Genomic DNA, 26,512 nt, shown 5'->3' with positions numbered 1-26,512 from the left:
GCGGGACATGGCTGGACCCAACACGGATCCGCCCGCCGGCAGGGAGTCTTTCGGCTCCCGGCTCGGGGCGGCAATGGCTGCCCGCGGCCCGCTGTGTGTGGGTATCGATCCGCACCCCGCACTGCTGAAAAGCTGGGGACTGGACGACGACGCCGCCGCCCTGTTGCGCTTTTCGCTGACGGTTCTGGAGGCTGTAGGTTCGCTCGCTGCCGCAGTCAAACCGCAGGTGGCGCTCTACGAGCGACACGGTTCCGCGGGAATTGCGGTGCTTGAGCAAGTGCTCGCTGAGGCGGCCGGGGCCGGCGTCCTGACCATCGCTGACGCCAAGCGAGGGGACATCGGTTCCACAATGGCCGCCTACGCCGATGCCTGGCTCCGGGACGGCTCCTCGCTGGCGGCGGACTCTGTCACGCTGAGCCCGTACCTTGGCTTCGAGTCCCTCCGCCCTGCATTGGACCTCGCCGCCGAGTATGGGCGCGGAGTGTTTGTCCTCGCGCTGACTTCCAACCCGGAAGGCGCCTCCGTCCAGCACCAGGGCGGCAGCGATTCGGTGGCGCGCAGAATTGTGCAGGCGGCGGCAGCAGAGAACGGGCGCTACCAAGGAGCCATGGGTTCTGTTGGCCTGGTTGTGGGCGCAACCGTGGGTTCGGCACTGGAGGAACTGCAGCTGGACCTGGCTGCAGTCCGCGGGCCCATCCTCGCACCCGGGCTGGGCGCGCAGGGGGCCACGCCGGCCGATCTGCGCCGGACCTTCGGCGGCGCTTACAGCCGGGTCCTCGGAACCTCCAGCCGCGACATCCTGGGCGCAGGGCCGGATGTCCGCGCTCTCCAGGACGCCGCCAAGCGGACGTTGGATGGTCTCCGGGCGGTCTGATCCATGGATATGCCCGGTGCATTGATTTACCCGGCCGGCAAAGGGTAGGTTCAGGAAAAGCCCAACGGCCGAAGCCTTGGATTCGTCGGCGAGCAGGGGGATGACTTAAATGACATTGCGAGCCTTGACCGCACGGGAACGAGCGGACGCCCTCAACAAAGCCGCCGCAGCGAGGGCCGTCCGTGCGGCAGCCAAGGAGCGGCTGAAGTCTGGCGAGCAGTCAGTTGCTGATGTCATCAGCTCAGGTGCGGCAGATGACGCCATTGCCCGGATGAGGGTCGCTGAGCTGCTTGAGGCGCTGCCGGGCATCGGGAAAGTCCGTGCAGCCGCCATCATGGAACAGCTGGGCATCGCCGCCTCCCGGAGAGTACGGGGACTGGGCGTCCACCAGCGCCGGGCGCTGGTAGATTTTATAGACGAGAAATAGACCGCACACCGTCCCAAAGGAATATGTGAGCAAGAAACCGGGATTGACAGTCCTCGCAGGCCCTACGGCTGTTGGCAAAGGCACCGTGTCCACCTACATCCGGGACAACTATCCCGGCGTCTGGCTTTCTGTTTCAGCCACCACCCGCCCGCCGCGGCCGGGGGAGCATGACGGCGTCCACTACTTCTTCAAATCGGCCGAGGAATTTGATGCACTTATCGAGGCCGGGCAGCTGCTGGAGTGGGCAGTTGTGCACGGCAGAAACCGCTACGGTACCCTCCGGAGCACAGTCGACAAGGCCATTGCGGACGGCCGCTCAGTCCTGCTGGAAATCGATCTGCAGGGCGCACGCCAGGTCAAAAAGGCCGTACCGGATGCGAACTTCGTGTTCCTTTCGCCGCCCAGCTGGGAAGAAATGGTCCGCAGACTGGTGGGCCGCGGCACGGAAACCGCCGAGGAACAGCAGCAAAGGCTGGAAACCGCTAAACTAGAACTTGCCGCTGAACCGGAATTCGATCACACCGTCATCAATGATGACGTTCGACGGGCAGCGGACGAGCTTGTTTCACTCATGGGGCTGACCCCGAACCCGCGCTAGGCGCCGGAACGTTTCAGCCCGTTAGAATTTGGAGAATTCGTGTCCACGAACCTTGAAGGCATCATCAACCCGCCGATCGACTCGCTGCTTGAGGCAGCCGATTCCAAATACGGCCTGGTGATCTTCGGTGCCAAGCGTGCACGTCAGATCAACGCTTACTACGCCCAGCTGCACGAGGGCCTGTTCGAGTACGTCGGCCCGCTGGTCGACACCAAGCTGAACGAGAAGTCGCTGTCCATCGCCTTGCGCGAGATCAACGAAGGAAAGCTCGTTTCCACGCCGATCGAACCTGCAGAGTAATTTCCGTAGAGTAAACAGACTGCCTGTTGACGGAGGTCACGTGCGCATAGTCCTCGGAGTCGGGGGAGGGATCGCTGCCTACAAGGTGGCATCGCTCCTCCGGCTTTTTACTGAAGCCGGCCACAACGTCACGGTGATCCCCACCGAAGCCGCTACCCGGTTTGTTGGTGTTGCCACGTGGGAAGCCCTCTCCGGCAACCCGGTGACCAACAGTGTTTTCGACGACGTTCCGCAGGTGAACCACGTCAGGCTTGGCCATGAGGCAGCACTCATGGTGGTGGCGCCGGCCACAGCCGATCTCCTGGCCCGCGCCGCAACAGGCCAGGCCAACGATCTTCTCACCAACACTCTCCTGATGGCCCGCGGGCCGGTGCTCTTTGCCCCCGCCATGCACACCGAAATGTGGCGGCACGCAGCCACACAGGCCAACGTCGAAACCCTGCGAAGCCGTGGCATCACCGTACTGGATCCCGCCAGCGGGAGGCTGACAGGTGCGGACTCGGGTGCGGGCCGGCTGCCGGAACCGGCAGCAATCTTTGAAGCCGCCATGGCACTCACCCAGGGCCTGACCGAAGTCACGCAGGTCCAGTCCGAGTCGGCAAACCCCCTCTCACCCGCTACGGCTGCGGTGGAGCCCGGCTATGTTCTCCCGCTGGCCGGGCGGACAGTGACCATCAGTGCCGGCGGTACCCGCGAGCCTCTGGACCCGGTCCGGTTCCTCGGCAACCGTTCCTCCGGAAAACAGGGCGTTGCCCTCGCCGTTGCCGCCCGGAACGCCGGCGCAAGGGTAAGGTTGCTCGCCGCGCACATGGAGGTGCCGGTGCCGGCCGGCGTGGAACTGGTGGAGGTGGAGACTGCGCTGCAGCTCCGGGAAGCCGCGCTGACAGCGGCCGTGGATTCCGACGTCGTTATCATGGCCGCAGCCGTTGCAGACTTCCGCCCCGCAGACGTTTCGGACACCAAGATCAAGAAGCGCGATGACACGGCCGATCCCGTTATTTCATTGGTGCGGAACCCGGATATTCTGCGGCAGCTGGTGGAGATCCGCAACACGGCCGGAAGCAGCCAGCTGATCGTGGGATTCGCTGCCGAAACCGGTGATGCCCAGGGTGATGTCCTGGAATACGCCACGGCGAAACTGCAGCGCAAAGGGTGCGACCTCCTGGTGCTCAACCACGTGGGCCAGGGCAAAGTCTTCGGCCAGGACAATAATTCGGTGATCATCCTTTCCCGCTCCGGCTCCGAACCCCAATCGGCGTCGGGCTCCAAACAGGACGTCGCCGCCGCGGTCATTGACCGCATCAGCTCCGAGCTGAGCCACGCAGTACCCCGAGCCTGAACGCCGGCCCAGGCAACGTTTCCTTAGTACTGGGACACATGCCGCCGGACGTCCGTTTCCCAACCAGTAAGGTAGTTGAGTGACTTTACCGCTGCATATTCCTGAATCCCACCGGGCTACGCCCCCCGCGCTCCGGCTCTTCACGTCCGAGTCGGTGACTGAAGGCCATCCGGACAAGATCTGCGACCAGATCAGCGATGCGATTCTGGACGCCCTGCTGGCAGCCGACCCCGAATCGCGCGTTGCCGTGGAAACCATGGCCACCACGGGCCTGGTCCACGTTGCCGGTGAGGTCACCACTGACGCCTACGTTGAAATCCCGCAGATTGTGCGTGAGACGATTCTCGGCATTGGCTATGACTCCTCGGCGAACGGGTTCGACGGCGCCCGGTGCGGTGTGTCCGTGTCCATCGGGCAGCAGTCGAACGACATCGCCGGCGGTGTTTTCAATTCACTGGAGGCCAGGGAGGGACGCCAAGAGGACGACTACGATCTCCAGGGTGCCGGCGACCAGGGCATGATGTTCGGCTACGCCAGCGACGAAACACCCTCGTACATGCCCACGCCCATCTGGCTGGCCCACCGGTTGTCCGAGCGGCTGACCGAAGTGCGCAAGAACGGCGAACTCTCCTACCTCCGGCCCGACGGCAAAACCCAGGTGACTGTCGGTTACGACGGCGACCGCCCCGTATCCGTGGAAACCGTGGTGATCTCCAGCCAGCATGCGGAAGGCACCAGCCTGGACCGGCTCCGCGCCGATCTGGTCTCCTTTGTGATCGATCCCGTGCTGGCAGTCGCCAACCTGGATATCTCGCGCGCAGCCAACATTCTTAACCCTGCCGGCGAATTTGTGATCGGCGGACCTGTTGGTGACGCCGGCCTTACCGGCCGTAAAATCATCGTTGACACCTACGGCGGATTCGCCCGCCACGGCGGCGGCGCATTCTCCGGCAAGGATCCCTCAAAGGTTGACCGCTCTGCCGCCTACGCCATGCGCTGGGTTGCCAAGAACGTGGTGGCCGCAGGGCTGGCCAAGCGGGCAGAGATCCAGATCGCGTATGCAATCGGCCAGGCACGGCCCGTCGGCACATACGTGGAGACGTTCGGAACCGAAACGGTGGACCCGGCGCAGATCAGTGCCGCAATCGCACAGATCTTCGACCTCCGCCCGCGCGCCATTATCGATGCCCTGGATCTCAAGCGCCCCATCTACGCCAAAACGGCCGCGCACGGCCACTTCGGCCGTGACGACCCCGATTTCACCTGGGAACGGCTGGACCGGGTGGAAGACCTCAAGGCTTTCTTCAACGCCTGAGTTTCCGGGAGCAGGCCGGCGAACCCTGCCTTGCCGAAAATGTCGTTGGCATGTGGTTGGCTATGGCATGGCCGTAGCAGGATGGCCGGCCCGCTTTCCACCCTTGGATGCTGAACGGAGGTACCAGCCGTGGCTGTCCATGAACCCGTTCAGCTGTCCCTGTTGCAGGGCTTTCCGGCGCGGCCGAAGGCTGCCTCCGGCCCTCCGCTGGCCGCGGAGAATCCGGTGGCGAGGGTCCTGGTGGAATCTCCGCTGCCGCATCTGGACCGTCCTTTTGACTACAGCGTGCCGGCTGACCTTGATGACGCGGCACAACCCGGTGTCCGGGTCAAAATCAAATTCAACGGGCAGGACCTCAGCGGTTACATCCTGGAACGCTTGGACGAATCCGATGCCGGACATGCACTGATACCCCTGCACAAGGTGGTTTCATCCGTAGCCGTTCTTACACCGGCCATCCGGGACCTTGCCGCAAACGTGGCTGCCCGCTATGCCGGCACGGTCAGCGACGTCCTCCGGGGTGCCATTCCGCCCCGCGTCGCAAAGCTTGAGAAGGAACTGGCCGCAGCTGGGGCGGAGGCCCTGTCACCCCACGCGGCAGCTGCTGGCGGAGCCCGGATCGCATCCACGGGCGGTGGAAACTGGTCCGGTTACCGCAACGGGGCTGCCTTCCTCCAGCACCTGAACGCCGGTGAATCGCCCCGGGCCGTCCTCAGTGCGCTGCAGGGCTTCGGTTCAGCCGGCTGGCCGCGGCTGATAGCGGAAGCCGTGGCAGCAGTGCGGGCCTCCGGCCGCGGTGCGGTGGTTGTAGTCCCTGACTACCGGGACCTGGATCGGCTGGAGGCTGCTCTGACAGACCTCCTTCCTGAGGAAGACATCGCCCGGCTGACGGCCGACGACGGCCCCACACCCCGCTACCGCAGCTTCCTCCGCCTCCTGGGCGGCACGGCGCGTGTGGCCATAGGCACCCGTTCGGCGGCCTATGCGCCGGTTCATGGTCTGGGACTCCTGGTGTGCTGGGACGACGGCGATGATCTCCACATCGAGCAGCGCTCTCCATATGCCCATGCACGCGAGGTCCTGCTCTTGCGCGCGGAGCAGGAGGGCGCGGCATGCCTCCTGGCGGGCCACACACGCAGCACCGAGCTGCAGCGTCTGGTCGAGGCGGGCTGGGCCATGCCCGTAGAGGCGGAACGCACAATTGTCCGCCGGACAGTTCCGCGGATACTGAACACGGCAGACAGTTTCGAGCAGGAACGTGATCCGTTAGCCAGGATTGCGCGGCTACCCGGCGCCGCGTGGCGGGCTGCCAAGGAAGGGCTGGAACGGGGTCCCGTGCTGGTGCAGGTGGCACGGTCCGGTTATGCACCGTCGCTGGTGTGTGACACCTGCCGTGAACCCGCCAGGTGCGGCTTGTGCCAGGGTCCCCTGGCGGTGGCCGGAGCCAGCGGCAGTTCCGCCGTTCCGCAATGCCGCTGGTGCGCCACCCCGGCGCCGGCCTGGCGGTGCACCCACTGCAACAACACGAGGCTCCGACGGAGCGCCACGGGCGTGCTGCGTACTGCCGAAGAGCTGGGGCGCGCGTTCCCCGGCAAGCCCGTCATTACGTCCTCCGGCGATCACGTCAAGGCCACCGTCACGGACAGTAAGGCCCTGGTGGTGGCCACCGTCGGCGCAGAGCCCGTGGCCAGTGGCGGTTACGCAGCAGCACTCCTGCTCGACGGCGATTCCCTCCTTCGCCGCGAAAACCTACGTGCCGGGGAGGACGCCGTTCGGCGCTGGTTCAACGCGGCGGCCCTGGTGCGTCCGGCGTCCGAAGGCGGTCTGGTGGTCATCACGGCCGACGACACCGCGGGCGTTGGCGCGCTGCTGCGGTGGGATCCTGCCGGATATGCGCAGAGGGAACTGTCGCTGCGGCAGGAACTCCAGCTGCCGCCCGCGGTACGGATTGCTTCAGTCACCGGCGCCCGCAACGCCGTCGGGCATTTCACTGTCACTGTGGCACAGCGGCTGGCCGCCAATGGCGTGGAGCTCCGCACAGCGGGTCCTGCGCCGCTGATCCTGGCCGGATCCCGCGAAGCCGCCGAGGACTTCCGGGCCCTGCTGTTCATCCCCTATGGGCAGGCGGCACTGGTGACGCGGGTGCTGAGATCGGTCAAGGCGGCAGGAGCGGCCAGACGTACCGGCGACCCGGTGCAGTTGAGGCTCGACGGCGTGGACGTGCTCTAGCGAGTGCGGAGGGCCATAACGTCGGCAGCGATCCCCACGAGCTGCCGTGCAGACTCGTCCCAGCTGAAATCATGCGCCCGTTCCACTGAACGGCGCGACTTCTCATGCCAGCTCGCTGCGTCGCTGAGGCTGCTCACGGCGGCGGCAAAATCGGCGGCGGAGTCCGGATCAACGTAGGACACCACGTCGGAGCCCACTTCGCGGAAGATCGGAATGTCGCTGGCAATGACCGGGGTGCCGAGGGCCATGGCTTCCACGAGGGGCAAACCGTACCCTTCCGCCCTGGACAGGCTCACCAGCGCTGTGGTGCGCCTCAGAAGAGCCGTGTATTCGTCGTCCGTGACGCCGTTGTGGAACACCACCTTGGCTCCCGGCGGAACCATGATCTCCAGCTCCGTACGGCGCTGCGGCGTGATCCGGCTCAGCAGGTGAAGCGTGAACTCCGGCAGCGCGGACATCCCGGCAAGCATGGTTTCCACATTCTTGTAAGGCATGAACGAACCCATGTACAGGAGTGTCTTTTCAACTTCCGCTGCAGGGTCGCGGGGTTCCTGGGCCGGCTGGGGTGCGTTGCTGACAATCCGTACCGGACGGCTGGTGAGCCGGTATTTAGCCATCAGCGCCTCGGTGGTCCGGCTGATCGTGGCAACGATGTCGGCCCGGTTGAGCAGGAATCGCTGTGGCCAGAAGGCCTTGTGGTAGAGCCGCCACAGGATCCGGACCGGTGCCGGGAGGAAGCCCGGAGGCGCAGGGTGTTCGTAGTAGATCAGATCGTGGAGCGTGAGCACCAGTCCGTACTTCCGGCCCCAGCTGCCCATGGTCTGCATGGGACAGACCACCACATCGGCGCCCAGTGTGTTGACCTTGCGGGCTACGAAGAGTTCGGTGGGGGAGAGCGGGCTGTTGATGAGCGTGTAGGGCACATCCGGCAGCAGCGCGAGCTGGCGGGTGTCGCTGATCAGCATGGAAACGTCTGCGATTTTCGCGGTGGCCGCGATGAGGCTCGCCCCGTAGCGGCTGATGCCGTCGTGGTGGTCGGTCCTGGTGAAGCGGGCGTCAATGACTATTTTCACTCGGGGTGGTCCTTCAGGAAGCTGCGGATGAAGCCGGCTGCCGGTTGCGGGGTTTCGTAATGGATCAGATGTCCAACGCCGGGAATCACCTTGAGTGTGCCGTCCCGCAACAGGGCGGCCAGGCGATGCTGGTCCGGGAGGGCGGCGATCTCGTCCTTTTCTCCGGCGACCAGCAGCACGGGAAGCGTCAGCTGGGCCGCCACCTCGGCCACGTTTCCACTGACGGAGGCCCGGAAGGATTCCAGAAGACTGTCCCGGTTGGCGAAGGCGCTGAAATAGGCATGATGCTGCCCGTGGATGAACCGGCGCAACTGTTTGTCCTTGGTCTTCGCCATGGCCACGCTCATGGTCCGGACAATCAGGGGGCTGCGGAGCAGGGCTAGGCCCACCGGCCGGGGCAGCCTGGCTGAGAGCTGGTAGTAGAGCACCGCGAGCCGGGTCATGACGCCCTTGCGGCCCTCAAGAGCGGGTGCGGCGATGGGATTGATCAGGATCAGGGGTCGGACGGCCCCCGGATGGGCTGCAACGAAGTGCGAGGCAATGATGGACCCGAACGAGTGGCCCAGCAGCACGGTGTCCGGGCCGAGCCCGAGCGCTTCCATGAAGTCACTGATGAAATCCGTGTACCGGTCCACGCTGTGCTCCGCGGATTCAAAGGCTTCCGAGCTGCCGAAGCCGGGAAGATCCGGCATGATGATCCGCATTTCAGGCAACTGGTCGGCTACCCGGAGCAGACCATGGTGGTCGCCGCGGAAGCCGTGGATCACCAGAATGGTCCGGGTCTCCGGCGTCACCTCAACGGGCTCATAGCTCCAGAACGCCACATTGGTGCCGTTAAGGTCCACGTCGGACGCCCGCGTTCTTGCGGGGAGCTGGCGGCTGAAGAAAGTCGGTGTCTGTGCGGGGTCTGCTGTCTGCATGCTTTGGGAGTTCCTATGCGTCGGTGCTGGCGCGCGAGCCGGTGCTCTGCCCGCGGTCCAGGGCTGCCATGCGCTGCATGTCGGCGGCGTCCAGTTGGAAACCGAAGATGTCCAGGTTCTCCTTGATCCGGCCGGACGAACTGGCTTTGGGAATTGCGACAGTACCCAGCTGAACATGCCATCTGAGGATGATCTGGGCGGCTGTCCGTCCATGTTGGGCGGCGAGTGCCAGGACCTCAGGATCTGCCAGGATCCGCCCTCGTCCCAAGGGACTCCAGGCCTCAGTCAGGATGCCCAGCCTGCTGTGAAGTTCGCGAAGCTCGTTCTGCTGCAGCCAGGGCTGGAGCTCGATCTGGTTCACCGCCGGAACCACTTCGGCGGTTTCGAGGAGCTTATGCAGATGCTCGGGCTCGAAGTTGGACACGCCGATGGCCCGGACTTTGCCTTCTCTGTACAGCGTCTCAAGGGCACGGTAGCTCTCGGTATAGAGCCCCTGTTCCGGGCAGGGCCAATGAATAAGGTAGAGGTCGATGTATTCCAGCCCCAGATTGATCATGGAGTCGTCGAACGCTCGCAGGGTGGCATCGTAGCCGTGGTCCTCGTTCCAGACCTTGGTGGTGACAAAAAGGTCTTCACGGGAGACGGACGGGGCAGCCTCGCCGGACCCGCCGCCAGGTCCCTCGTAGCCAGACAGGGCGCCGATTCCTTTTCCCACCCCTGTTTCGTTTCCGTACAGGGCTGCGGTATCGAAGTGGCGGTAACCGGCTTCCAGCGCCATGGTCACCAATCCGGCGGCATCTGCCGGAGGGACTTTGTAGAGTCCGAAGCCGAGCTGGTCGATCAGCACACCGTTATTGAGACTAAGACGGGGCGGGGTTTTCATACCAATGACTCTACCGACTCGCCACGCTGGTTCCCTCAGGACAGGCCGTCGAAACTGACCAACCTGCGTGCGGTGGCCTCGTCAAGGATCAGGTCCGTGGCAAGACCTGCTGTCAACGCGCCGCGCAGGCCATTGATCTTCGAGGCACCGGACACCACGCAGATGCGCCGCCGCACCTGGCGCAGCTGGGAAAGCGCCGGGCCGGTGGCGCGTTCGTTCAGCATGATGCCGTGGGAGGAACCGTCGGCACGGAAGAATACTGTTGCCACGTCCCCCACAACGTCCGAGTTTGCCAGGACGTTAAGGTCGTTTTCATCGAGATAGCCGCCGGCATAAACGTGGCTGGGGTAGTCGGCATCGACGGATCCGACGCCGAAAATGGCGATGCTCATGCGTGACTGCAGTTCGAGGATCCGTTGCACACTGCGTTCATTCCACATGGCCGTTTTTGTGGCCGCATGGTCAAAGAACGCAGGTACGGGGAACTGCTCAACGCGGGCACCATACGCAACGCCGAAGCGCCGCATGATGTCGCTGGCGTAGGTGATGCCTGTTGTCTGCATGTTTCCGGCGCCGTTGAGCTGGACAATCACGCTGTCATGGGTGATCTTCCGGGTGAGATGCCGGCTGACAGCACTGAGGGTAGAGCCCCACGCCACGCCGATGATGGCGTTGGAATCCACCAGCGGACCAATGGTCCGCGCGGCCTGCATGGCCACACGGTCAAGTGTTTCGGCCTCATTGAGCGTGTCCAGGACCGGGACGACGTGCACATCCAGTTTGTACTGGCTGCGGATCATGCCTTCCAGCTCCGGCCCGGTGTCCATAGGGTTACGGATCTGGATCTGGACCAGGCCCGAATCCCGTGCTGAAGAAAGCAGCCGCGAAACAGTGGACCGGGAGGTCCTTAGTTCCCTGGCTATCGCGTCCATTGTCAGGTCCTGGAGGTAATACAGCTGTGCGGCCCTGAGGGCCTCGGAGTGGCGCGAGCGTGGCATCCCGAATCCGTTCTGCACGTTTGTGCATATAGCTTGACTACATTTTCCATTACTTCAAAGAATAGTGGAGAACGGCGCCGCGTCTTGTGGCGCGCCGCACAGGACCAAACCCAAGGGAGTTGTTTTGGGACTCAAGGATTCATCCGGCCATCCGGCCACATCAAGCGGGCATGCATCAACACAGCGCACATCAGTGGAGAGCCTGCGTCAGCGGCCCCGCGCACAGGTGCTGATCGTCGGTGGCGGAATCAACGGAGTGGGGACCTTCCGGGATCTGGCCCTGCAGGGCGTGGACGTTGCCCTGGTTGAGCGCGGCGACTACTGCCAGGGTGCCAGTGGCGCGTCATCGCACATGATCCACGGTGGTATCCGCTACCTGGAAAACGGTGAGTTCCGGCTGGTCCAGGAATCCGTGGTGGAGCGCAACCGGCTCCTGCGGATTGCGCCCCATTACGTCAAGCCGCTCCAAACCACCATCCCCATCTTCAGCACATTCTCCGGAGTTCTCTCCGCACCGCTGCGGTTCCTGACTCACAAGCAGCACGGCAAGCCCAAGGAGCGCGGTGCATTCCTCATCAAGCTCGGGCTGAGCATGTACGATTCGTTCTCCCGCGATGGCGGCAATGTGCCGCGCCACCAGTTCCGCGGACGCAAGCGGGCCCTGGCCGAGCTGCCCATGCTGCACCCGGGCATCAAGTACGCGGCAACCTACTTCGACGCCTCTGTCCACAACCCGGAGAGGCTCACCCTGGACGTTCTTCAGGACGGCGAGAAGGCGGGCGCCGCGGACGGCGCACAAAGCGCCCGGGCCAGCAACTACCTCTCGCTGGTGTCCACGGAGCGTGCTTCTGCACCCCGTGCTGAAAAGGGCACCACGGTGCAGCTTCGCGATGAACTGACAGGCGGGGTCTTTGACTTCACAGCGGACGTCATCGTCAACACCACAGGAGCGTGGGTGGATCTGACCAACCAGGCCATGGGTGCCGCGTCATCCTTTATGGGCGGCACCAAGGGCTCGCATATCGTGCTTGACCACCCGGCGCTCCTCGAGGCCTGCAACGGCCGCGAAATCTTCTTTGAGCACACGGACGGGCGGATTGTCCTGATCTACCCGATGGGAGACCGCGTCCTGGTGGGCACCACGGACGTGGACGCCGACATGGCCCAGGATGCTGTCTGCACCGAGGCGGAGATCGACTACTTCTTTGACCTCATCGGCAACGTCTTCCCCGAAATCACGGTGGACCGCGGGCAGATCGTCTATACCTTCGCCGGCGTCCGCCCCTTGCCGAAGCACGACGACACGCAGCCCGGATTCGTTTCCCGGGACTACCGGATCGAGCGCCGCGCTCCAGAAGCGGGAGCGGCGGCCGCCGGCGGAAGCGCCGCCGTCGTACTAAGCCTGGTGGGCGGCAAATGGACCACGTTCCGGGCGCTGGCCGAACACATGACCAACGACGTGCTCGCTGAGCTGGGACTGGAACGTAAGGTCTCGACGGCGAAACTCGCCATCGGCGGCGGGGCCGGCTTCCCGGACAGTGACGCCGGCATCCAGAAGTGGATCAAGGCGCACATGTCCACGGGCCGGGATGCCGCCCGTGCATCCGTACTCCTGACCCGGTACGGGACCCGTGCCGAGGACGTCATCAGCTATCTCGATGGCGGTCCGGACAGGCTCCTGCAATCGACGCGTGAACTCAGCGTGCGCGAGCTGGAATTCATGGCCGGGAGCGAACAGATCGGACACCTGATCGATGTCCTGATCCGGCGGACGTCACTGGCATTCCGCGGGCTTGTCACGGGAGAACTGCTGCACGAAATTGCCGAGGTGCTTGCCGGCCCGCTCGGCTGGGATGCAGCGGCCCGCACTGCGGAAATCCGCCATGCACAGGAGGTGCTGATGAGCTACCACGGCGTCGAAATCCACAGCCTGGTCGACTAAAGTCTTGCACGCCCGGGCAGGGGAAGCCCGGGCACAAGGGACGGGCGGTCCGCACAACTTTGCGGGCCGGCCCGGCCGACGGCCGGAAGTGTATAAGCACCTCCGGTTTAACGGTCCTTCAAACTCGCGAAGGACTGACAACAGAAAATAGAGGAGTCAAAGATGTCTCTTGGAATTGTTTTTCTTTCCGAAGTATTCGGAACCGGGATGCTGACCCTGCTGGGTTGCGGCGTGGTGGCCAACGTCGCTCTCAAGGGCACAAAGGGCAACAACGGCGGATTCCTGATGGTCACCTGGGGGTGGGGCATTGCTGTCTTCGCAGGTGTCTTTGTAGCCGCCAAGTCAGGTGCCCACCTCAACCCGGCCGTCACGCTTGGCCTGCTCGTGAACGGCAAGGGTGAATACGCACCGGGCGTGCCGGTCGACTTTGCATCCACGCTGACGTACTTCGGTTCGGAACTGCTGGGCGCATTCCTCGGTGCGATCGTGTGCTGGGCGGCCTACAAGCAGCACTTCGATGCAGAGCCCGAAGCCGCCAGCAAACTTGCTACCTTCTCGACGGGCCCGGCCATCCGCTCCACACCCTGGAACCTGGCCACGGAAATCATCGGCACCTTTGTGCTCGTTTTCGTTATCCTCACCTTCGGGGGCACGCCTTCCGGCCTGGGCCCCCTGGCCGTGGGCCTCCTGGTTGTGGGCATCGGCGCGTCGCTGGGCGGTCCTACCGGTTACGCCATCAACCCTGCCCGTGACCTCGGCCCGCGCATCGCCCACGCCCTGCTCCCCATCAAGGGCAAGGGTTCCAGCGACTGGAGCTACTCGTGGATACCGGTTGTGGGTCCGCTGGTTGGTGGAACCCTTGCGGGCGTCATCGCCAAGGTCCTGCCGATCGTCTTCACGGCCGCCGCATAAATTCCCTGCACCAAGCCACCACTGCTGCAAACAGACAAGGACGTCACCATGAATCAATACGTAATTGCCATTGACCAGGGCACCACCAGCTCGCGTGCCATCGTTTTTGACCACAGCGGAAACATCGTTTCCCAGGGCCAGATGGAGCACGAGCAGATCTTCCCGCAGGCTGGATGGGTTGAGCACAACCCCGCCGAAATCTGGAACAACACCCGCGAGGTCATTGCCTCGGCGCTCTCAAAGGCAAATCTGACCCGGCATGACATCGCCGCCGTCGGCATCACCAACCAGCGCGAAACCGCAGTGGTGTGGGACAAGACCACCGGCGAGGCCGTGTACAACGCCATCGTCTGGCAGGACACCCGTACGCAGGACATCGTGGATGAACTCGCGAAAGACGGCGGTCCGGAGCGGTTCAAGCAGAAGGTGGGACTGCCGCTCGCCACCTACTTCTCGGGCACCAAGATCAAATGGATCCTGGACAACGTGGACGGCGCCCGCGCCAAGGCTGAGGCAGGGGACCTGATCTTCGGCAACACGGACGCCTGGGTACTTTGGAACCTGACCGGCGGTGTGGATGGCGGCGTCCACGTCACCGATGTCACCAACGCCTCACGCACCCTGTTCATGGATCTGGAATCGCTGCAGTGGGATGAGGAAATCCTGGGCATCTTCGGCGTTCCGGTCAGCATGATGCCTGCGATCAAGTCCTCTTCCGAGGTCTACGGCACGGTCCATACCTCGCAGCTGCTCCGGGAGGTGCCCGTGGCAGGCATCCTGGGCGACCAGCAGGCGGCGACCTTCGGCCAAGCGGCGTTCCAGGCCGGTGAGGCAAAGAACACTTACGGCACGGGCTGCTTCCTGATCTTCAACACCGGTGAGGAGATCATCCACTCCAAGAACGGACTTCTCACTACCGTTGGCTACAAGCTCGGGGACGCGGCGCCGCACTATGCGCTGGAAGGCTCCATCGCCGTCACCGGTTCACTCATTCAGTGGCTGCGCGACAATCTGGGCATGATCAGCAGCGCTCCCGAGGTGGAGACGCTCGCTGCCTCCGTGGAGAACAATGGCGGAGTCTACATCGTCCCGGCATTCTCCGGACTGTTCGCACCGTACTGGCGTTCCGACGCCCGTGGCGCCATCGTGGGGCTCACACGCTTTGTGAACAAGAGCCACATTGCCCGTGCAGCGCTGGAAGCCACCGCTTTCCAGACCCGCGAGGTGCTCGACGCCGTCAACGCAGACTCGGGTGTTCCGCTCACCGAGCTGAAGGTCGACGGCGGCATGGTGGCCAATGATGCCCTCATGCAGTTCCAGGCAGACATCCTGGGCGTTCCGGTGATCCGGCCCAAGGTTGTGGAGACCACCGCCCTCGGTGCCGCGTATGCGGCAGGCCTGGCCGTTGGCTTCTGGAAGGACCTCGGCGAACTTTCGGCGAACTGGTCCGAGGACAAGCGCTGGGAACCCAAGCTCGAAGCCGCCGAGCAGGAGCGGCAGCTGCGGCTCTGGAAGAAGGCAGTGACGAAGTCCATGGATTGGGTGGACGAGGACGTGAAGTAGGCCGCAACCTCTGACGAGGGAGGCCGCACCCGCCCTGCCCGCTTCGCGGTGCCCATCACACCCTGGCGGGGTGCGGCCTCCCTCTCCGTTGGCGCTCTGACTTCAGCCGCTCGTGGCGACTTGTTGCGTGTAGCGGATCGTGCCGGTGCGCTAGAGTGGTGGTATGCGTGCGATCCTTCTGCTTAGCTAGCCGCCCGGTATCCTGACACCTACGGATTTACCGAGCGGCAGCCCCTCCATGTCGAGGGGCTTTTGTGTGTCCGGGATTCTTTTGCGGCCGGCACCAGGGGATCAGACCGTTGTGACAGGACAGACGTCATAACAGAACAGAAGAGGGCAGCAGTGAGCGTTCAGCCGGAGACAGAGACCGGAACAACTTCAGTCGGACCGGACGGCCCGGAGGAGGGCACCTACAGCTTCGCGGCCATGGAGGCCAAGTGGCCGCAGGTGTGGGAAGACCTTAAGGTCTTCACCCCGGCCGACGACGGCTCCCGCGAGCGCCGGTACGTGCTGGACATGTTCCCCTATCCTTCAGGCGATCTCCACATGGGTCACGCCGAGGCGTTCGCCATGGGCGACGTCGTGGCCCGGTACCTCCGGCAGCAGGGCTTTGATGTCCTGCATCCGATTGGCTGGGATTCCTTCGGTCTGCCTGCCGAGAACGCGGCCATCAAGCGCAACGCCCACCCCAGTGAGTGGACCTATGCCAACATCGAGACCCAGGCCGCTTCCTTCAAGCGCTACGCCATCTCCGCTGACTGGTCGCGGCGACTGCACACCTCGGATCCGGAGTACTACCGCTGGACGCAGTGGCTGTTCAAGCGTTTTTACGAGCGTGGCCTGGCCTACCGTAAGGACCACCCCGTCAACTGGTGCCCGAAGGACCAGACCGTACTGGCCAACGAGCAGGTGGTCAGCGGCGCCTGTGAACGCTGCGGCACCCCGGTGACCAAGAAGTCCCTGAACCAGTGGTACTTCAAGATCACCGACTATGCCGACCGCCTGCTGGACGACATGGAAGAGTTGCGTGGCCACTGGCCCGAACGTGTACTCGCCATGCAGAAGAACTGGATCGGCCGCTCTGAAGGCGCCCACGTCAACTTCGTTATTGAGGCCGACGGCGACAAGCCTGCCAAGGACGTCAGGGTCTTCACCACCCGCCCGGACACGCTGTACGGCGCCACGTTCTTCGTCGTCGCCGCCGATGCCCCGCTGGCTCTGGAACTGGTGACGGACGAACACGCCCAAGCCCTTGACACCTACCTGGACAAGGTCCAGGCGCTCTCCGAAATCGAACGCCAGTCGACCGAGCGCGAAAAGACCGGCGTCTTCACCGGTCGCTACGCCATCAACCCCCTGAACGGCGAAAAGCTGCCGGTCTGGGCCGCCGACTACGTACTGGCCGACTACGGCACCGGCGCCATCATGGCCGTGCCGGCGCACGACCAGCGCGACCTCGACTTTGCCAAAGCCTTCGACCTGCCGGTACGCGCCGTCCTGGACACGGGCGAGGAGGACCCGGGAGTATCCGGAACGGCGACTTCGGGCGAGGGCACGCTGATCAACTCCGGCTCCCTTGACGGACTGCCCAAGGCAGAGGCCATCCCGGCGGCCATCGCCATCCTGGAGAAGCAGGGCACCGGCGAGAAGTTCGTGAACTTCCGCCTGCGTGACTGGTTGCTCAGCCGCCAGCGCTTCTGGGGCACGCCCATCCCCATCATTCACTGCGGCGAATGCGGCGAGGTCCCGGTACCCGACGAACAGCTGCCGGTAACGCTGCCTTCCGATCTGCGCGGCGAGGACCTGTCCCCGAAGGGAACGTCCCCGTTGGCGGCAGCCGAAGCCTGGGTCAACGTGGAGTGCCCGAACTGCCACGGACCGGCCAAGCGGGACACCGACACCATGGACACCTTTGTGGATTCGTCCTGGTACTTCCTGCGATTCGTCTCCCCGCAGTACACCGAAGGCCCGTTCGATCCCGAGAAGATCAACGACTGGATGCCCGTCGGCCAGTATGTGGGCGGCGTGGAGCACGCCATCCTGCACCTGCTGTATGCCCGGTTCTTCACCAAGGTCATCCACGATCTGGGCATGATCGAAGCCGATGAGCCCTTCAGCGCGCTGCTGAACCAGGGCCAGGTCCTCAACGGCGGCAAGGCCATGAGCAAGTCACTGGGCAACGGTGTTGACCTCGGTCATCAGCTGGACAAGTTCGGCGTGGACGCCGTCCGCCTGACCATGATCTTCGCCTCCCCGCCGGAAGACGACGTCGACTGGGCGGATGTCTCGCCGTCGGGATCAGCAAAGTTCCTCGCCCGCGCGTGGCGTCTGGGGCAGGACATCTCGAGCCAGCCTGGCGTGGACTTCAGCACGGGCAGCCGCGCCCTGCGCTCAGTTACGCACCGCACCATTGCGGATGCTGCCGAGCTTCTGGACCACAACAAGTTCAACGTCGTGGTGGCGAAGCTGATGGAACTGGTCAACGCGACCCGCAAGACCATAGATTCAGACTCCGGAGCCGGCGGCGCCGATCCCGCAGTACGCGAAGCCGCCGAGGCCGTTGCCGTCATCCTGAGCCTGTTCGCGCCGTATACAGCCGAAGATCTGTGGAACGTCCTGGGGCACCCCGCCTCGGTGGCCAACGCAGGCTGGCCCGTACATGACGAAGCCCTGTTGGTGCAGGACACCATCACGGCCGTGGTCCAGGTCCAGGGCAAGGTCCGCGACAGGTTGGACGTCTCGCCCGACATCACCGAAGACGCCCTGCGTGAGCTGGCGCTGGCCTCCGAAAATGTCCAGCGCGCACTCGATGGCCGGGGAATCCGCACGGTGATCGTGCGGGCGCCTAAACTGGTGAACATCGTCCCGGCATAGCCGGGCTGCGGCCGCCAGTTGATGCCGGCGGCCGGCCATCATCTGCAGGAGGCGCAAGTGCCTGACCGTGATCTGGCCGCTTGGCTATGGCTGAAGGAACGTCTTGTCCGCCTCCGCCAGGCCACCATGCCGGGGCCGGTCCCGCCCACCGGGGAACCCGCCGTCGTGGTCCGGACCGCCGTCGTGACCGATTCCGCAGGGGCGCTCCCCGCTGACTGGGTTGCCGCTTTTTCCGGTGACGGACGGCTGACGGTCATCCCCATGCCCGTTATGGTGGGCTCGGAGATCTATGGCGAAGGCGAAGACAACATCGCCGACACCATTGCGCTGGCGCTGGCCGGCGGCAAACCGGTGAAGACGTCGAGGCCATCTCCCGGCCAGTTCGAAAAGGCCTTTCTTGCCGCCCAACAGCGCGGATTCGAGTCGGTGGTCTCCATCCATATCTCCGGCGGGCTGTCCGGAACGGCGGATTCAGCGAGGCTGGCGGCCGGCCGGGTGGGCATCCCGGTGGAGGTGGTTGACTCCAGGACAGTAGGCATGGCCCAGGGAATGGGCGTCCAGAGCGCGGTGGTGGCGGCCGCTGATGGCCGCAACGCTGCGGATGTCCGTGCTTTTGCGGAGGAACGGCTGGCACGCACCAGGGTGTATTTCTACGTACCCAGCCTGGAACAGCTCCGCCGTGGGGGAAGGATCGGCGCTGCGGCTTCTCTCCTAGGAACAATGTTTTCCATCAAGCCCATTCTGGCGGTCCACGACGGGAAGATCGTCCCGCTGGAAAAGATCCGTTCAGCCGCGAAGGCCATCGCCAGGCTGGAAGAGATTGTTGCAGCGGATGCAGCATCCAGGCCTCCGGGGGAAGCAAGGCTGGCAGTCCACCACTTCGGAAACCGGGCCGAGGCAGAAGCGCTGTCCGCACGGCTGGCTGCAGCCCTTCCTGATTGCCCGCCGGCCCAGATCAGCTCGCTGCCTGTGGTGCTGGCCGCGCACGCCGGCCTGGGCGTGCTGGCCGTGATTGTAGGGGAGGGCAGCACGCCGTCGGCCGTCGCACCTGGCCGTGGCTTCACCGCCAAAACCGCCGGCGATTCGCCGGAGCTTTCCACATAACAGAATCCGGTGCTGTCCGCGGGCGGCGGCGCACTTTACGGTGGTGGAATGTCACGCCGGAATGCTGGAGCCAATGCCAGTCTTCCGGCGCGCCGTGCACGAAGCCGGCTGCAGGCCACCCTGGGTGATTCCCGCGGGGGCCTGCTGGATACGGAGGATGGCAGCCCGGAGTTTATGTACGACGGCAGTGCACGGCCAAGTGCCGATCAATCCGATGCTGATCCTGCCGTTGGCTTTCCTCCATGGGCGGGCATCAGGTGGAGGCTTGGAATCCGGGTTGCAGTGCTGCTGGGAATTGTGTCGATTCTGGTGGGCGGTTGGTTCTGGTGGCAGGTTTCAGCTGCCCGTCCGGACGTTGTTCCGCTGGGCCGCGTCACGGCGTCGAGCAGCGGACCGGCAGCGGACGCGGGCGATTCCGGCATCGTCGGAACGGACGGCGCCACAGGGTCCGTTGGTGATGCAGGGCCCCCAGCGGATCCTGATGCGGCGAACATCGTGGTCCATATGACCGGCGCCGTAAAAAAGGCGGGCGTGGTTGAGTTGCCGAAGGGCAGCCGGATCCACCAGGCCATCACCGCTGCCGGTGGAAGCACGGCAACAGCGGACCTGAACCGGCTCAATCTGGCGGCGGTTATCGAAGATGGGCAGAAGATCCATGTACCCCAGCAGGGGGAGGTTTTGCCCGCCGGGGAAGGCTCTGACGGTGGCGGCGCCGCGGAGGGTGCCGGGAAACAGGCGGGGGAGCGGATCAACCTCAACACCGCCGGCGTCGAAGAACTCGGAACCCTTCCGCGGGTAGGGCCTGTCCTGGCACAGCGCATCGTGGACTGGCGGAAAGAACACGGCACGTTCAAGACTGTGGAGGAACTCGATGCCGTAGACGGCGTGGGGCCCAAGATGCTTGAAACCCTCCTCCCTTTGGTGAGTGTCTGACATGAGTGCTGCATCCAGGTCTGATAGACCGCCGACAGGGCACCAGCGGTGACGCAGCCCAGCCGCTGGCAGCGCTACGTCGAGTCGGCAGTCCGGCCACCGGGAACGGGGGCGCCGGGGACGGAGGGACCGGGAACGGAGGGACCGGGAACGGAAGGACCGCCACGTGGGGGCGAGCCGGATGCCTACGCCTTCAAAGTCCGTAAATTGTTGCCCGTGCACAATGATTCTCGACGGCGAAAGACGCCCGGCCTTCGCGCACGCGCCCTGGAACGTTTGCAACTCTGGCTCCTCCCCGAGGCCAGGGCCACTTCAGACGCCGGGCAGACCAGGCGCCGCGCTGACCTGAGGCTGGCTCCGCCGGCGCTGCTGGTATGGGGTGCAGCCATAGCCGGCGTCTGGCTCCCGCCCGTCGCACTTATGGTTCTGTGCGGTGGGCTGCTTGCCGGTTCGGCGCTGCTGCTTTTGCTGGTTCTCCGCCGCCAGAGGTCCGGCGGCCCCACACCTCGCAGCTTCCTTATGACCCTCGCAGTTGCTCTGCTGCTGGCCGTGGCCGCCGCTGCGCACTCGGCCGTCTCGTCATCGCAGCGCCACGACGGTCCGCTGGCAAAGGCCATCGCAGCCAGGGATTCCGTGGTGGCGGAAGTAGAAATCACGGGCGCAGCACGCGAGCTCAAGATGCCAGGGTCATCGGGGCCCTCCGGCAGGTGGTCTGTCCAGGCGGGTGTCTCGTCCATAATTTCCCGCGGCGAAGTGATCCGTGCCCCCGCCGATCTGGTAATTATGGGCGGGAGGGGCTGGGAGCACACGATTCCCGGACAAATGATCCGGACCACGGGCACGCTGAAGCCGCCCGAAGATGGGCAGGTGGAAGCCGGCATCCTCTCCGCGTCATCCGCGCCCGTTGTGGTTGTCGGATCCGAGGGGTGGCAGGAAGTGCCCAAGGATCTCCGGGGACGGTACGTCGCCGCCGCCGATTGGCTGGGCGGCGATGCCCGAGGCCTCCTTCCCGGTATGGTCACCGGCGACACCAGTGTGTTGGACGAGGAGCTGAACGTGGCAATGAAGTCCGTCGGAATGACTCATCTGACCGCGGTCAGCGGGGCCAACTGCAGTCTTATCCTCGGTGCTTTGCTGCTGGTGGCCCGCAGCTTCAGGCTGCCCAGAGCACCCGCTGCGGGTTTGGCGCTGGCCGGCCTGGGACTCTTCGTTCTACTGGTCGGCCCGGATGCAAGCGTCCTGAGGGCCGCGCTGATGGGTTCGATTGCGCTGGCCTCGCTCGCAGGGGGCCGTACCGGACAGGGCCTGAGCTTCCTGTGCCTGGCGGTGATGGGTCTGCTATTGCTTGACCCCGGCCTTGGCACGAGCTTCGGCTTTCTGTTATCCGTGCTGGCAACGTTGGGCATCATCGTGCTCGGAAAACGGATGATGGAGTGGACGCCGGCGGCTATTCCGCGCTGGCTTGCCGCCGGCTTCGCCGTGCCGCTGTCGGCCCAGCTGCTTTGTGGTCCTGTCATTATTGTGCTCCAGCCACAGTTCTCCACCTACTCTCTCCTGGCCAATGTGGTGGCCGCCCCGCTGGTGGCACCGGTGACCATCCTGGGAACAGCCGCCGTGCCGCTGGTTGCATTTATGCCGTGGCCGGCGGTCGCCCTGATTGCCGCCGCAGGCACGTTCGCGGCCGGTGTGGCGGGTATTGCACGGTTTATGGCTGCGCTGCCCGGCGCGGCAATGCCCTGGCCGGAAGGGGTGTTCGGGCTGTCAACCATGGCATTGTTATCAGCGCTCACCATGCTGGCACTATGGATGGCGGTCCGCCCGGTCAAAACGCTACGCCTGATCGTGGCCGCACATGCTCAAACAGTGCAGCTGCTGGACCGGTTGGCTCAGAGCCGGGGCCGGGGACCCGGCGGCGGAGCCCGTCCACCCCGTGGCTTGGTGCAGCGGGTCCGCCGTGGCAGGCTTAGAGCCTGCAATCCGATTTCCGGGAGGAACCAAGAGTGGCCGCTGCACAGACTCAACGAACCAAGACCCAGGCGTCGAATACGGCCACCTGGCGGGACGTAACTGCTGCCAGCGTTGTGCTCATCGGAGGCCCCGAAGAATATCTTGGCATCCGCTCCATGGACCGTATTCGTTCGCAGGTCAGGGAAGCCTTTCCGGATGTTGAACTCACGCGTCTCAGTGCCGGCAGCTATGAAGCCGGCTCACTCGCAATGAACGTCAGTCCCTCTCTGTTCGGCGAAAGCAAACTGATTGAGGTAGACGGCCTCGAAGCGATGAACGATGCCTTCCTGACCGACTGTCTGGCTTACCTCGCAAATCCGGCACCCGATGCTGTGCTGGTGCTTCGGCATGGCGGGGGAGTGCGCGGCAAGAAACTCCTTGATGCCATTAAGGCCGGCGGTTGGCCAGTTGTGGACTGTCAGCCGCTGAAAAAAGATGCGGACAAGTCCTCCTTTGTCGCCTCGGAGTTCAAGGCGGCCGGACGGCGAATCGAGCCGGAAGCCGTCCAGGCCCTGGTTAACGCAGTAGGGGCCAGCCTCTCCGAACTCGCCGCCGCCTGCAGCCAGTTGATCGCGGATGCCGCCACAGCAGTGGATGCGGAAATGGTGGACCGCTACTACGGCGGTCGCATAGAAGCTACCGCGTTCAAGGTTGCAGATGCCGCCATGGCAGGTAACGGGCCGGTTGCACTTTCAACCCTGCGCCATGCACTCGCCACCGGAGCAGATCCTGTGCCGTTGGTAGCAGCGTTGGCCGCGAAGCTCCGCACGGTCGCCAAGGTTGCCGGCGCGCAGGGTTCCTCGGCACAGATCGCCCGGCAGCTGGGAATGCAGCCCTGGCTCGTGGAGATGGCACAGCGTGATGTCCGGCGCTGGACACCGGAGGGCCTGGTGAGGTCAATCCAGGTGACCGCCGAGGCCGACGCCCAGGTCAAGGGCCTCTCTCGGGACCCCGTTTACGCGGTAGAGCATGCCGTCACCGTGATCGCCACGTCGGTGCGGCGGGGTTAGCCGGTTGCGCCGGCTCTGTTGCAGCCGGTTCGGTTACATCCCGCTGCAACTGCCCAGGTCTGTGCCTCTTCAGCGACCAGCCCCCTCTTAGCGCTCCGGCCCTCAGCGCTTAAATGAGAAGTGGCCGGCACCTGGGTGCCGGCCACAATCATCAGTTCAGTTGAACTGGAAAACCTTAGAGCGCGTTGACCTTTTTGGAGATCGCCGACTTGCGGTTTGCTGCGTTGTTCTTGTGAAGAACACCCTTGCTGACAGCCTTGTCCAGCTTACGGCCGGCAGCAACCAGTGCAGCAGCAGCGGCTTCCTTGTCAGTGGACTCAACAGCGGTGTTGACGGCGCGGATGGCCGTCTTCAGCTCAGACCTGACTGCGTTGTTGCGCAGGCGGGCCTTCTCGTTGGTCAGGATGCGCTTCTTCTGGGACTTGATATTAGCCACGTGTGAACTCTCTTTTTAATGCGGAAATGGTCTAGAGGGCTTTCAGATTGGCCATTGACTGAGCGGCGTGGGGATACCTATGGCGGCCAACCATCAGTGGCCGTCGACCTGCACGGACACACAGCTATAAAGACTAGCAGATTTGCCGGAAACGTGGGTACCTGGGGCCTAGGACCAGCCGTGTCGCCGGCGCATCCCGGCAGCCACGGGATCGAAGCGGGCGCGGTCCAGAACGGCGCCTTCGCGGCGGATATCCTGCACACGGATCTGCAGGACGCGGTCCAGCCGGGCTTCGCCCGGACGCCCTTGCCGGTCCCAGCCGCCCGTTCCAATGTCAACGAAGTCGTTGTCACCCCGGTGGCCCTGGTCATGATCCTTGCTGGTCAGCATGAGGCCCAGAAGGTAGCGTCCGCTACCGCCAATCAACAGGACGGGTCTGTCTTTCCCGCGTGAGTAGTCCTCTTCATAGGGCACCCACGTCCACACCACTTCCCCCGGATCCGGGCTGCCATCCGGCGACGGCGCGTACCGGATGGTGGAGGTGCCCGCGAAATCGCCCGGATAGCCAGCCGACAGCCCCGCGCCGGTTCCTGGTGTCCCGGGGTCCGCCGGACGCTGCGTTGCGCCAACGTGCGGATCTGCCGTCCTGCCGGGCTCCGTGGGGCGGAGCTTCCCGAGAAACCGCAGCGAGGTACGGACAATAGTGCCTATTGAGCGGAGGTTGATGGCCATGCGGCAACCCTACCGCCCGTCCGGCGAAGCCCCGGCTGTGGAATGCGGTGCGAGGGGCGCGGACGTGGGAGACTAGGGGTTCAGATACGCGGTGTGCCCGCAGGGTGGCGTGAGTGCAACCTGACGGACGCCGCGTGAATGCCAACAGTAAGGACCCTGCGTGTCTCCCATGGCCCGCACCGCCCCGGTGCCCGCCGCGACAGATCCGGCCATCATTCGGAATTTCTGTATCATCGCGCATATCGACCACGGTAAGTCCACCCTGGCCGACCGGATGCTGCAGTTCACCGGCGTCGTTCAGTCCCGCGACATGAAAGCCCAGTATCTGGACCGCATGGATATCGAGCGGGAGCGCGGTATCACCATCAAGTCCCAGGCTGTTCGCATGCCCTGGGAGCTGGACGGTGTCAGCTACGCGCTGAACATGATTGATACACCGGGACACGTTGACTTCACCTATGAGGTATCGCGGTCCCTGGCCGCCTGCGAAGGTGCAGTCCTCCTGGTTGACGCCGCGCAGGGAATCGAAGCCCAGACTCTCGCAAACCTGTACCTGGCGATGGAAAACAACCTCACCATCATCCCGGTCCTGAACAAGATCGACCTCCCGGCCGCCCAGCCCGAGAAGTACGCGGCCGAACTGGCCAACCTGATCGGCGGCGACCCCGACGACGTGCTCCGCGTCTCCGGCAAGACGGGCATGGGCGTCGAGGTCCTGCTGGACAAGATCGTCCGCGACCTGCCGGCCCCCGTGGGTGACCCGAACGCCCCCGCCCGCGCCATGATCTTCGACTCGGTCTACGACACGTACCGCGGTGTGGTCACCTACGTCCGCGTGGTCGACGGCATGCTGCACCCCCGCGAACGCATCCAGATGATGTCCACCCGTGCCACCCACGAACTCCTCGAGATCGGTGTGAGCTCCCCGGAACCCACCCCCTCCAAGGGCCTCGGCGTCGGCGAAGTCGGCTACCTCATCACCGGTGTGAAGGACGTCCGCCTGTCCAAGGTGGGCGACACCGTCACCAATCTTGCCAAGCCTGCCACCAATTCCCTCCCCGGCTATGCGGATGCCAAGCCGATGGTCTTCTCCGGCCTGTATCCGTTGGATGGCACGGACTATCCGGTGCTCCGCGATGCGCTTGAGAAGCTGATGCTCAACGATGCCGCGCTGGTGTACGAGCCCGAAACGTCCGCCGCGCTGGGATTCGGCTTCCGGGTGGGATTCCTTGGCCTGCTGCACCTGGAAATCACACGCGAGCGGCTCGAACGCGAATACAACCTGGACCTGATTTCCACCGCCCCCAACGTGGAATACGAGGTGACGCTGGAGGACAAGAAGATCGTCCACGTCACGAACCCCAGCGAATACCCCACCGGCAAGATCGCTGAAGTCCGCGAGCCGATGGTTTCCGCCACCGTCCTGGCGCCGAATGAGTTTGTCGGCGCGATCATGGAGCTGTGCCAGAGCCGGCGCGGCGTCATGGGCGGCATGGACTACCTTTCCGAGGACCGGGTGGAGATCCGGTACCGCCTGCCGCTGGCGGAGATCGTCTTCGATTTCTTCGACATCCTCAAGTCCAAGACCCGCGGCTACGGGTCGCTGGACTGGAAGGCCGACGGCGAGCAGGTGGCCGATCTCGTCAAGGTGGACATCATGCTCCAGGGCGAGCAGGTGGATGCCTTCTCCGCCATCACGCACCGTGACAAGGCGTACGCATACGGCGTGATGATGACGGGCAAGCTGCGTGAACTCATTCCACGGCAGCAGTTCGAGGTGCCCATCCAGGCGGCCATCGGCTCCAGGATCATCGCCCGTGAAAGCATCCGCGCCATCCGCAAGGACGTGCTCGCCAAGTGCTACGGCGGTGACATCACCCGAAAGCGCAAACTGCTGGAAAAGCAGAAGGAAGGCAAGAAGCGTATGAAGATGGTGGGCCGCGTCGAGGTCCCGCAGGAAGCCTTCATCGCTGCCCTCACCACGGACGAGTCCAAGGACAAGGCCAAGAAGTAGCGGTGCTTGTGATGACTGTCCCCATGCAG

General features: G+C 64.3%; 22 protein-coding genes. 16 read left to right on the top strand and 6 right to left on the bottom strand.

What is annotated here, in order from left to right; translation table 11 throughout:
- Positions 1 to 7 precede the first annotated feature (7 nt).
- From pyrF to V3C33_08905, 7 genes are all read left to right on the top strand, one after another.
- Positions 8 to 874, top strand: coding sequence for an orotidine-5'-phosphate decarboxylase (pyrF, locus tag V3C33_08935; protein XAS69355.1), 867 nt, complete (start codon positions 8 to 10; stop codon positions 872 to 874).
- 109 nt (positions 875 to 983) lie between these two features.
- On the top strand, positions 984 to 1,301 hold the full coding sequence (mihF, locus tag V3C33_08930) for an integration host factor, actinobacterial type (GenBank protein XAS69354.1): 318 nt from the start codon (positions 984 to 986) through the stop codon (positions 1,299 to 1,301).
- A 25-nt stretch (positions 1,302 to 1,326) separates the two neighbouring features.
- Positions 1,327 to 1,899 (top strand): guanylate kinase, encoded by a 573-nt coding sequence (gene gmk, locus V3C33_08925; GenBank protein XAS69353.1) that lies wholly within the window; start codon positions 1,327 to 1,329, stop codon positions 1,897 to 1,899.
- A 39-nt stretch (positions 1,900 to 1,938) separates the two neighbouring features.
- Positions 1,939 to 2,199 carry a DNA-directed RNA polymerase subunit omega gene (gene rpoZ, locus V3C33_08920; protein XAS69352.1) on the top strand — a complete coding sequence of 87 codons (261 nt, stop codon included), beginning with the start codon at positions 1,939 to 1,941 and terminating at the stop codon, positions 2,197 to 2,199.
- Positions 2,200 to 2,239: 40 nt separating this feature from the next.
- Complete coding sequence (locus tag V3C33_08915; protein ID XAS69351.1) at positions 2,240 to 3,538, top strand: bifunctional phosphopantothenoylcysteine decarboxylase/phosphopantothenate synthase; 1,299 nt, start codon at positions 2,240 to 2,242, stop codon at positions 3,536 to 3,538.
- Positions 3,539 to 3,617: 79 nt separating this feature from the next.
- Positions 3,618 to 4,853 carry a methionine adenosyltransferase gene (gene metK, locus V3C33_08910; GenBank protein XAS69350.1) on the top strand — a complete coding sequence of 412 codons (1,236 nt, stop codon included), beginning with the start codon at positions 3,618 to 3,620 and terminating at the stop codon, positions 4,851 to 4,853.
- Between the two features lie 129 nt (positions 4,854 to 4,982).
- Entirely contained in the window at positions 4,983 to 7,082 is a 2,100-nt protein-coding gene (locus V3C33_08905) for a primosomal protein N' (protein ID XAS69349.1), read from the top strand.
- Here V3C33_08905 and V3C33_08900 read toward each other — a convergent pair.
- From V3C33_08900 to V3C33_08885, 4 genes are read right to left on the bottom strand one after another with little or no spacing between them, the layout of a single operon-like run.
- A complete protein-coding gene (locus tag V3C33_08900) occupies positions 7,079 to 8,155 on the bottom strand; it encodes a glycosyltransferase family 1 protein (protein ID XAS69348.1) in 1,077 nt (358 codons plus the stop codon). The two genes, V3C33_08905 and V3C33_08900, sit on opposite strands and share 4 nt — an antisense overlap.
- Positions 8,152 to 9,075 (bottom strand): alpha/beta hydrolase, encoded by a 924-nt coding sequence (locus V3C33_08895; protein XAS69347.1) that lies wholly within the window; start codon positions 9,073 to 9,075, stop codon positions 8,152 to 8,154. The genes V3C33_08900 and V3C33_08895 overlap by 4 nt, the downstream gene beginning before the upstream one ends.
- A 13-nt stretch (positions 9,076 to 9,088) precedes the next feature.
- Positions 9,089 to 9,958, bottom strand: coding sequence for an aldo/keto reductase (locus V3C33_08890; GenBank protein XAS69346.1), 870 nt, complete (start codon positions 9,956 to 9,958; stop codon positions 9,089 to 9,091).
- Positions 9,959 to 9,993: 35 nt separating this feature from the next.
- Positions 9,994 to 10,956 (bottom strand): sugar-binding domain-containing protein, encoded by a 963-nt coding sequence (locus tag V3C33_08885; GenBank protein ID XAS69345.1) that lies wholly within the window; start codon positions 10,954 to 10,956, stop codon positions 9,994 to 9,996.
- 124 nt (positions 10,957 to 11,080) lie between these two features.
- On the opposite strand from V3C33_08885, the gene V3C33_08880 reads away from it, so the two are divergent.
- The 8 genes from V3C33_08880 to holA all read left to right on the top strand — a co-directional run bounded on the left by V3C33_08880 (position 11,081) and on the right by holA (position 23,301).
- Positions 11,081 to 12,898: a glycerol-3-phosphate dehydrogenase/oxidase gene (locus V3C33_08880; protein ID XAS69344.1), complete on the top strand. Its 1,818-nt coding sequence runs from the start codon at positions 11,081 to 11,083 to the stop codon at positions 12,896 to 12,898.
- 162 nt (positions 12,899 to 13,060) lie between these two features.
- Complete coding sequence (locus V3C33_08875; protein XAS69343.1) at positions 13,061 to 13,810, top strand: MIP/aquaporin family protein; 750 nt, start codon at positions 13,061 to 13,063, stop codon at positions 13,808 to 13,810.
- Positions 13,811 to 13,858: 48 nt separating this feature from the next.
- Positions 13,859 to 15,373, top strand: coding sequence for a glycerol kinase GlpK (glpK, locus tag V3C33_08870; GenBank protein XAS69342.1), 1,515 nt, complete (start codon positions 13,859 to 13,861; stop codon positions 15,371 to 15,373).
- 342 nt (positions 15,374 to 15,715) lie between these two features.
- Complete coding sequence (leuS, locus tag V3C33_08865) at positions 15,716 to 18,247, top strand: leucine--tRNA ligase (GenBank protein ID XAS69341.1); 2,532 nt, start codon at positions 15,716 to 15,718, stop codon at positions 18,245 to 18,247.
- Between the two features lie 57 nt (positions 18,248 to 18,304).
- Entirely contained in the window at positions 18,305 to 19,351 is a 1,047-nt protein-coding gene (locus tag V3C33_08860) for a DegV family protein (protein XAS69340.1), read from the top strand.
- A 48-nt stretch (positions 19,352 to 19,399) separates the two neighbouring features.
- On the top strand, positions 19,400 to 20,284 hold the full coding sequence (locus V3C33_08855; protein ID XAS69339.1) for a helix-hairpin-helix domain-containing protein: 885 nt from the start codon (positions 19,400 to 19,402) through the stop codon (positions 20,282 to 20,284).
- 216 nt (positions 20,285 to 20,500) lie between these two features.
- Entirely contained in the window at positions 20,501 to 22,351 is a 1,851-nt protein-coding gene (locus V3C33_08850; protein XAS69338.1) for a ComEC/Rec2 family competence protein, read from the top strand.
- Positions 22,285 to 23,301: a DNA polymerase III subunit delta gene (gene holA, locus V3C33_08845; GenBank protein XAS69337.1), complete on the top strand. Its 1,017-nt coding sequence runs from the start codon at positions 22,285 to 22,287 to the stop codon at positions 23,299 to 23,301. Before V3C33_08850 ends, holA begins: the two co-directional genes overlap by 67 nt.
- 175 nt (positions 23,302 to 23,476) lie before the next feature.
- Here holA and rpsT read toward each other — a convergent pair whose 3' ends face one another.
- Positions 23,477 to 23,737 carry a 30S ribosomal protein S20 gene (gene rpsT / locus V3C33_08840; protein XAS69336.1) on the bottom strand — a complete coding sequence of 87 codons (261 nt, stop codon included), beginning with the start codon at positions 23,735 to 23,737 and terminating at the stop codon, positions 23,477 to 23,479.
- Between the two features lie 168 nt (positions 23,738 to 23,905).
- Positions 23,906 to 24,469 carry a type II toxin-antitoxin system PemK/MazF family toxin gene (locus V3C33_08835; GenBank protein XAS69335.1) on the bottom strand — a complete coding sequence of 188 codons (564 nt, stop codon included), beginning with the start codon at positions 24,467 to 24,469 and terminating at the stop codon, positions 23,906 to 23,908.
- 160 nt (positions 24,470 to 24,629) lie between these two features.
- On the opposite strand from V3C33_08835, the gene lepA reads away from it, so the two are divergent.
- The gene (gene lepA, locus V3C33_08830; protein XAS69334.1) at positions 24,630 to 26,483 is read left to right on the top strand and encodes a translation elongation factor 4; all 1,854 of its coding nucleotides are present in this window, start codon (positions 24,630 to 24,632) and stop codon (positions 26,481 to 26,483) included.
- Positions 26,484 to 26,512: the final 29 nt, after the last annotated feature.

Source organism: Micrococcaceae bacterium Sec5.7 (genome assembly GCA_039636785.1).
In the GTDB taxonomy this organism is placed as follows: domain Bacteria; phylum Actinomycetota; class Actinomycetes; order Actinomycetales; family Micrococcaceae; genus Arthrobacter.
This window is presented reverse-complemented; position numbering and strand designations above follow the sequence as displayed.

Bases quoted from the DNA above. Each gene is read 5' to 3' on its own strand.
- V3C33_08890 (XAS69346.1), bottom strand. From the start codon at position 9,958: ATGAAAACCCCGCCCCGTCTTAGTCTCAATAACGGTGTGCTGATCGAC.
- V3C33_08835 (XAS69335.1), bottom strand. From the start codon at position 24,469: ATGGCCATCAACCTCCGCTCAATAGGCACTATTGTCCGTACCTCGCTG.
- V3C33_08875 (XAS69343.1), top strand. From the start codon at position 13,061: ATGTCTCTTGGAATTGTTTTTCTTTCCGAAGTATTCGGAACCGGGATG.
- V3C33_08855 (XAS69339.1), top strand. From the start codon at position 19,400: ATGTCACGCCGGAATGCTGGAGCCAATGCCAGTCTTCCGGCGCGCCGT.
- V3C33_08885 (XAS69345.1), bottom strand. From the start codon at position 10,956: ATGCCACGCTCGCGCCACTCCGAGGCCCTCAGGGCCGCACAGCTGTAT.
- glpK (XAS69342.1), top strand. From the start codon at position 13,859: ATGAATCAATACGTAATTGCCATTGACCAGGGCACCACCAGCTCGCGT.
- pyrF (XAS69355.1), top strand. From the start codon at position 8: ATGGCTGGACCCAACACGGATCCGCCCGCCGGCAGGGAGTCTTTCGGC.
- V3C33_08895 (XAS69347.1), bottom strand. From the start codon at position 9,075: ATGCAGACAGCAGACCCCGCACAGACACCGACTTTCTTCAGCCGCCAG.
- mihF (XAS69354.1), top strand. From the start codon at position 984: ATGACATTGCGAGCCTTGACCGCACGGGAACGAGCGGACGCCCTCAAC.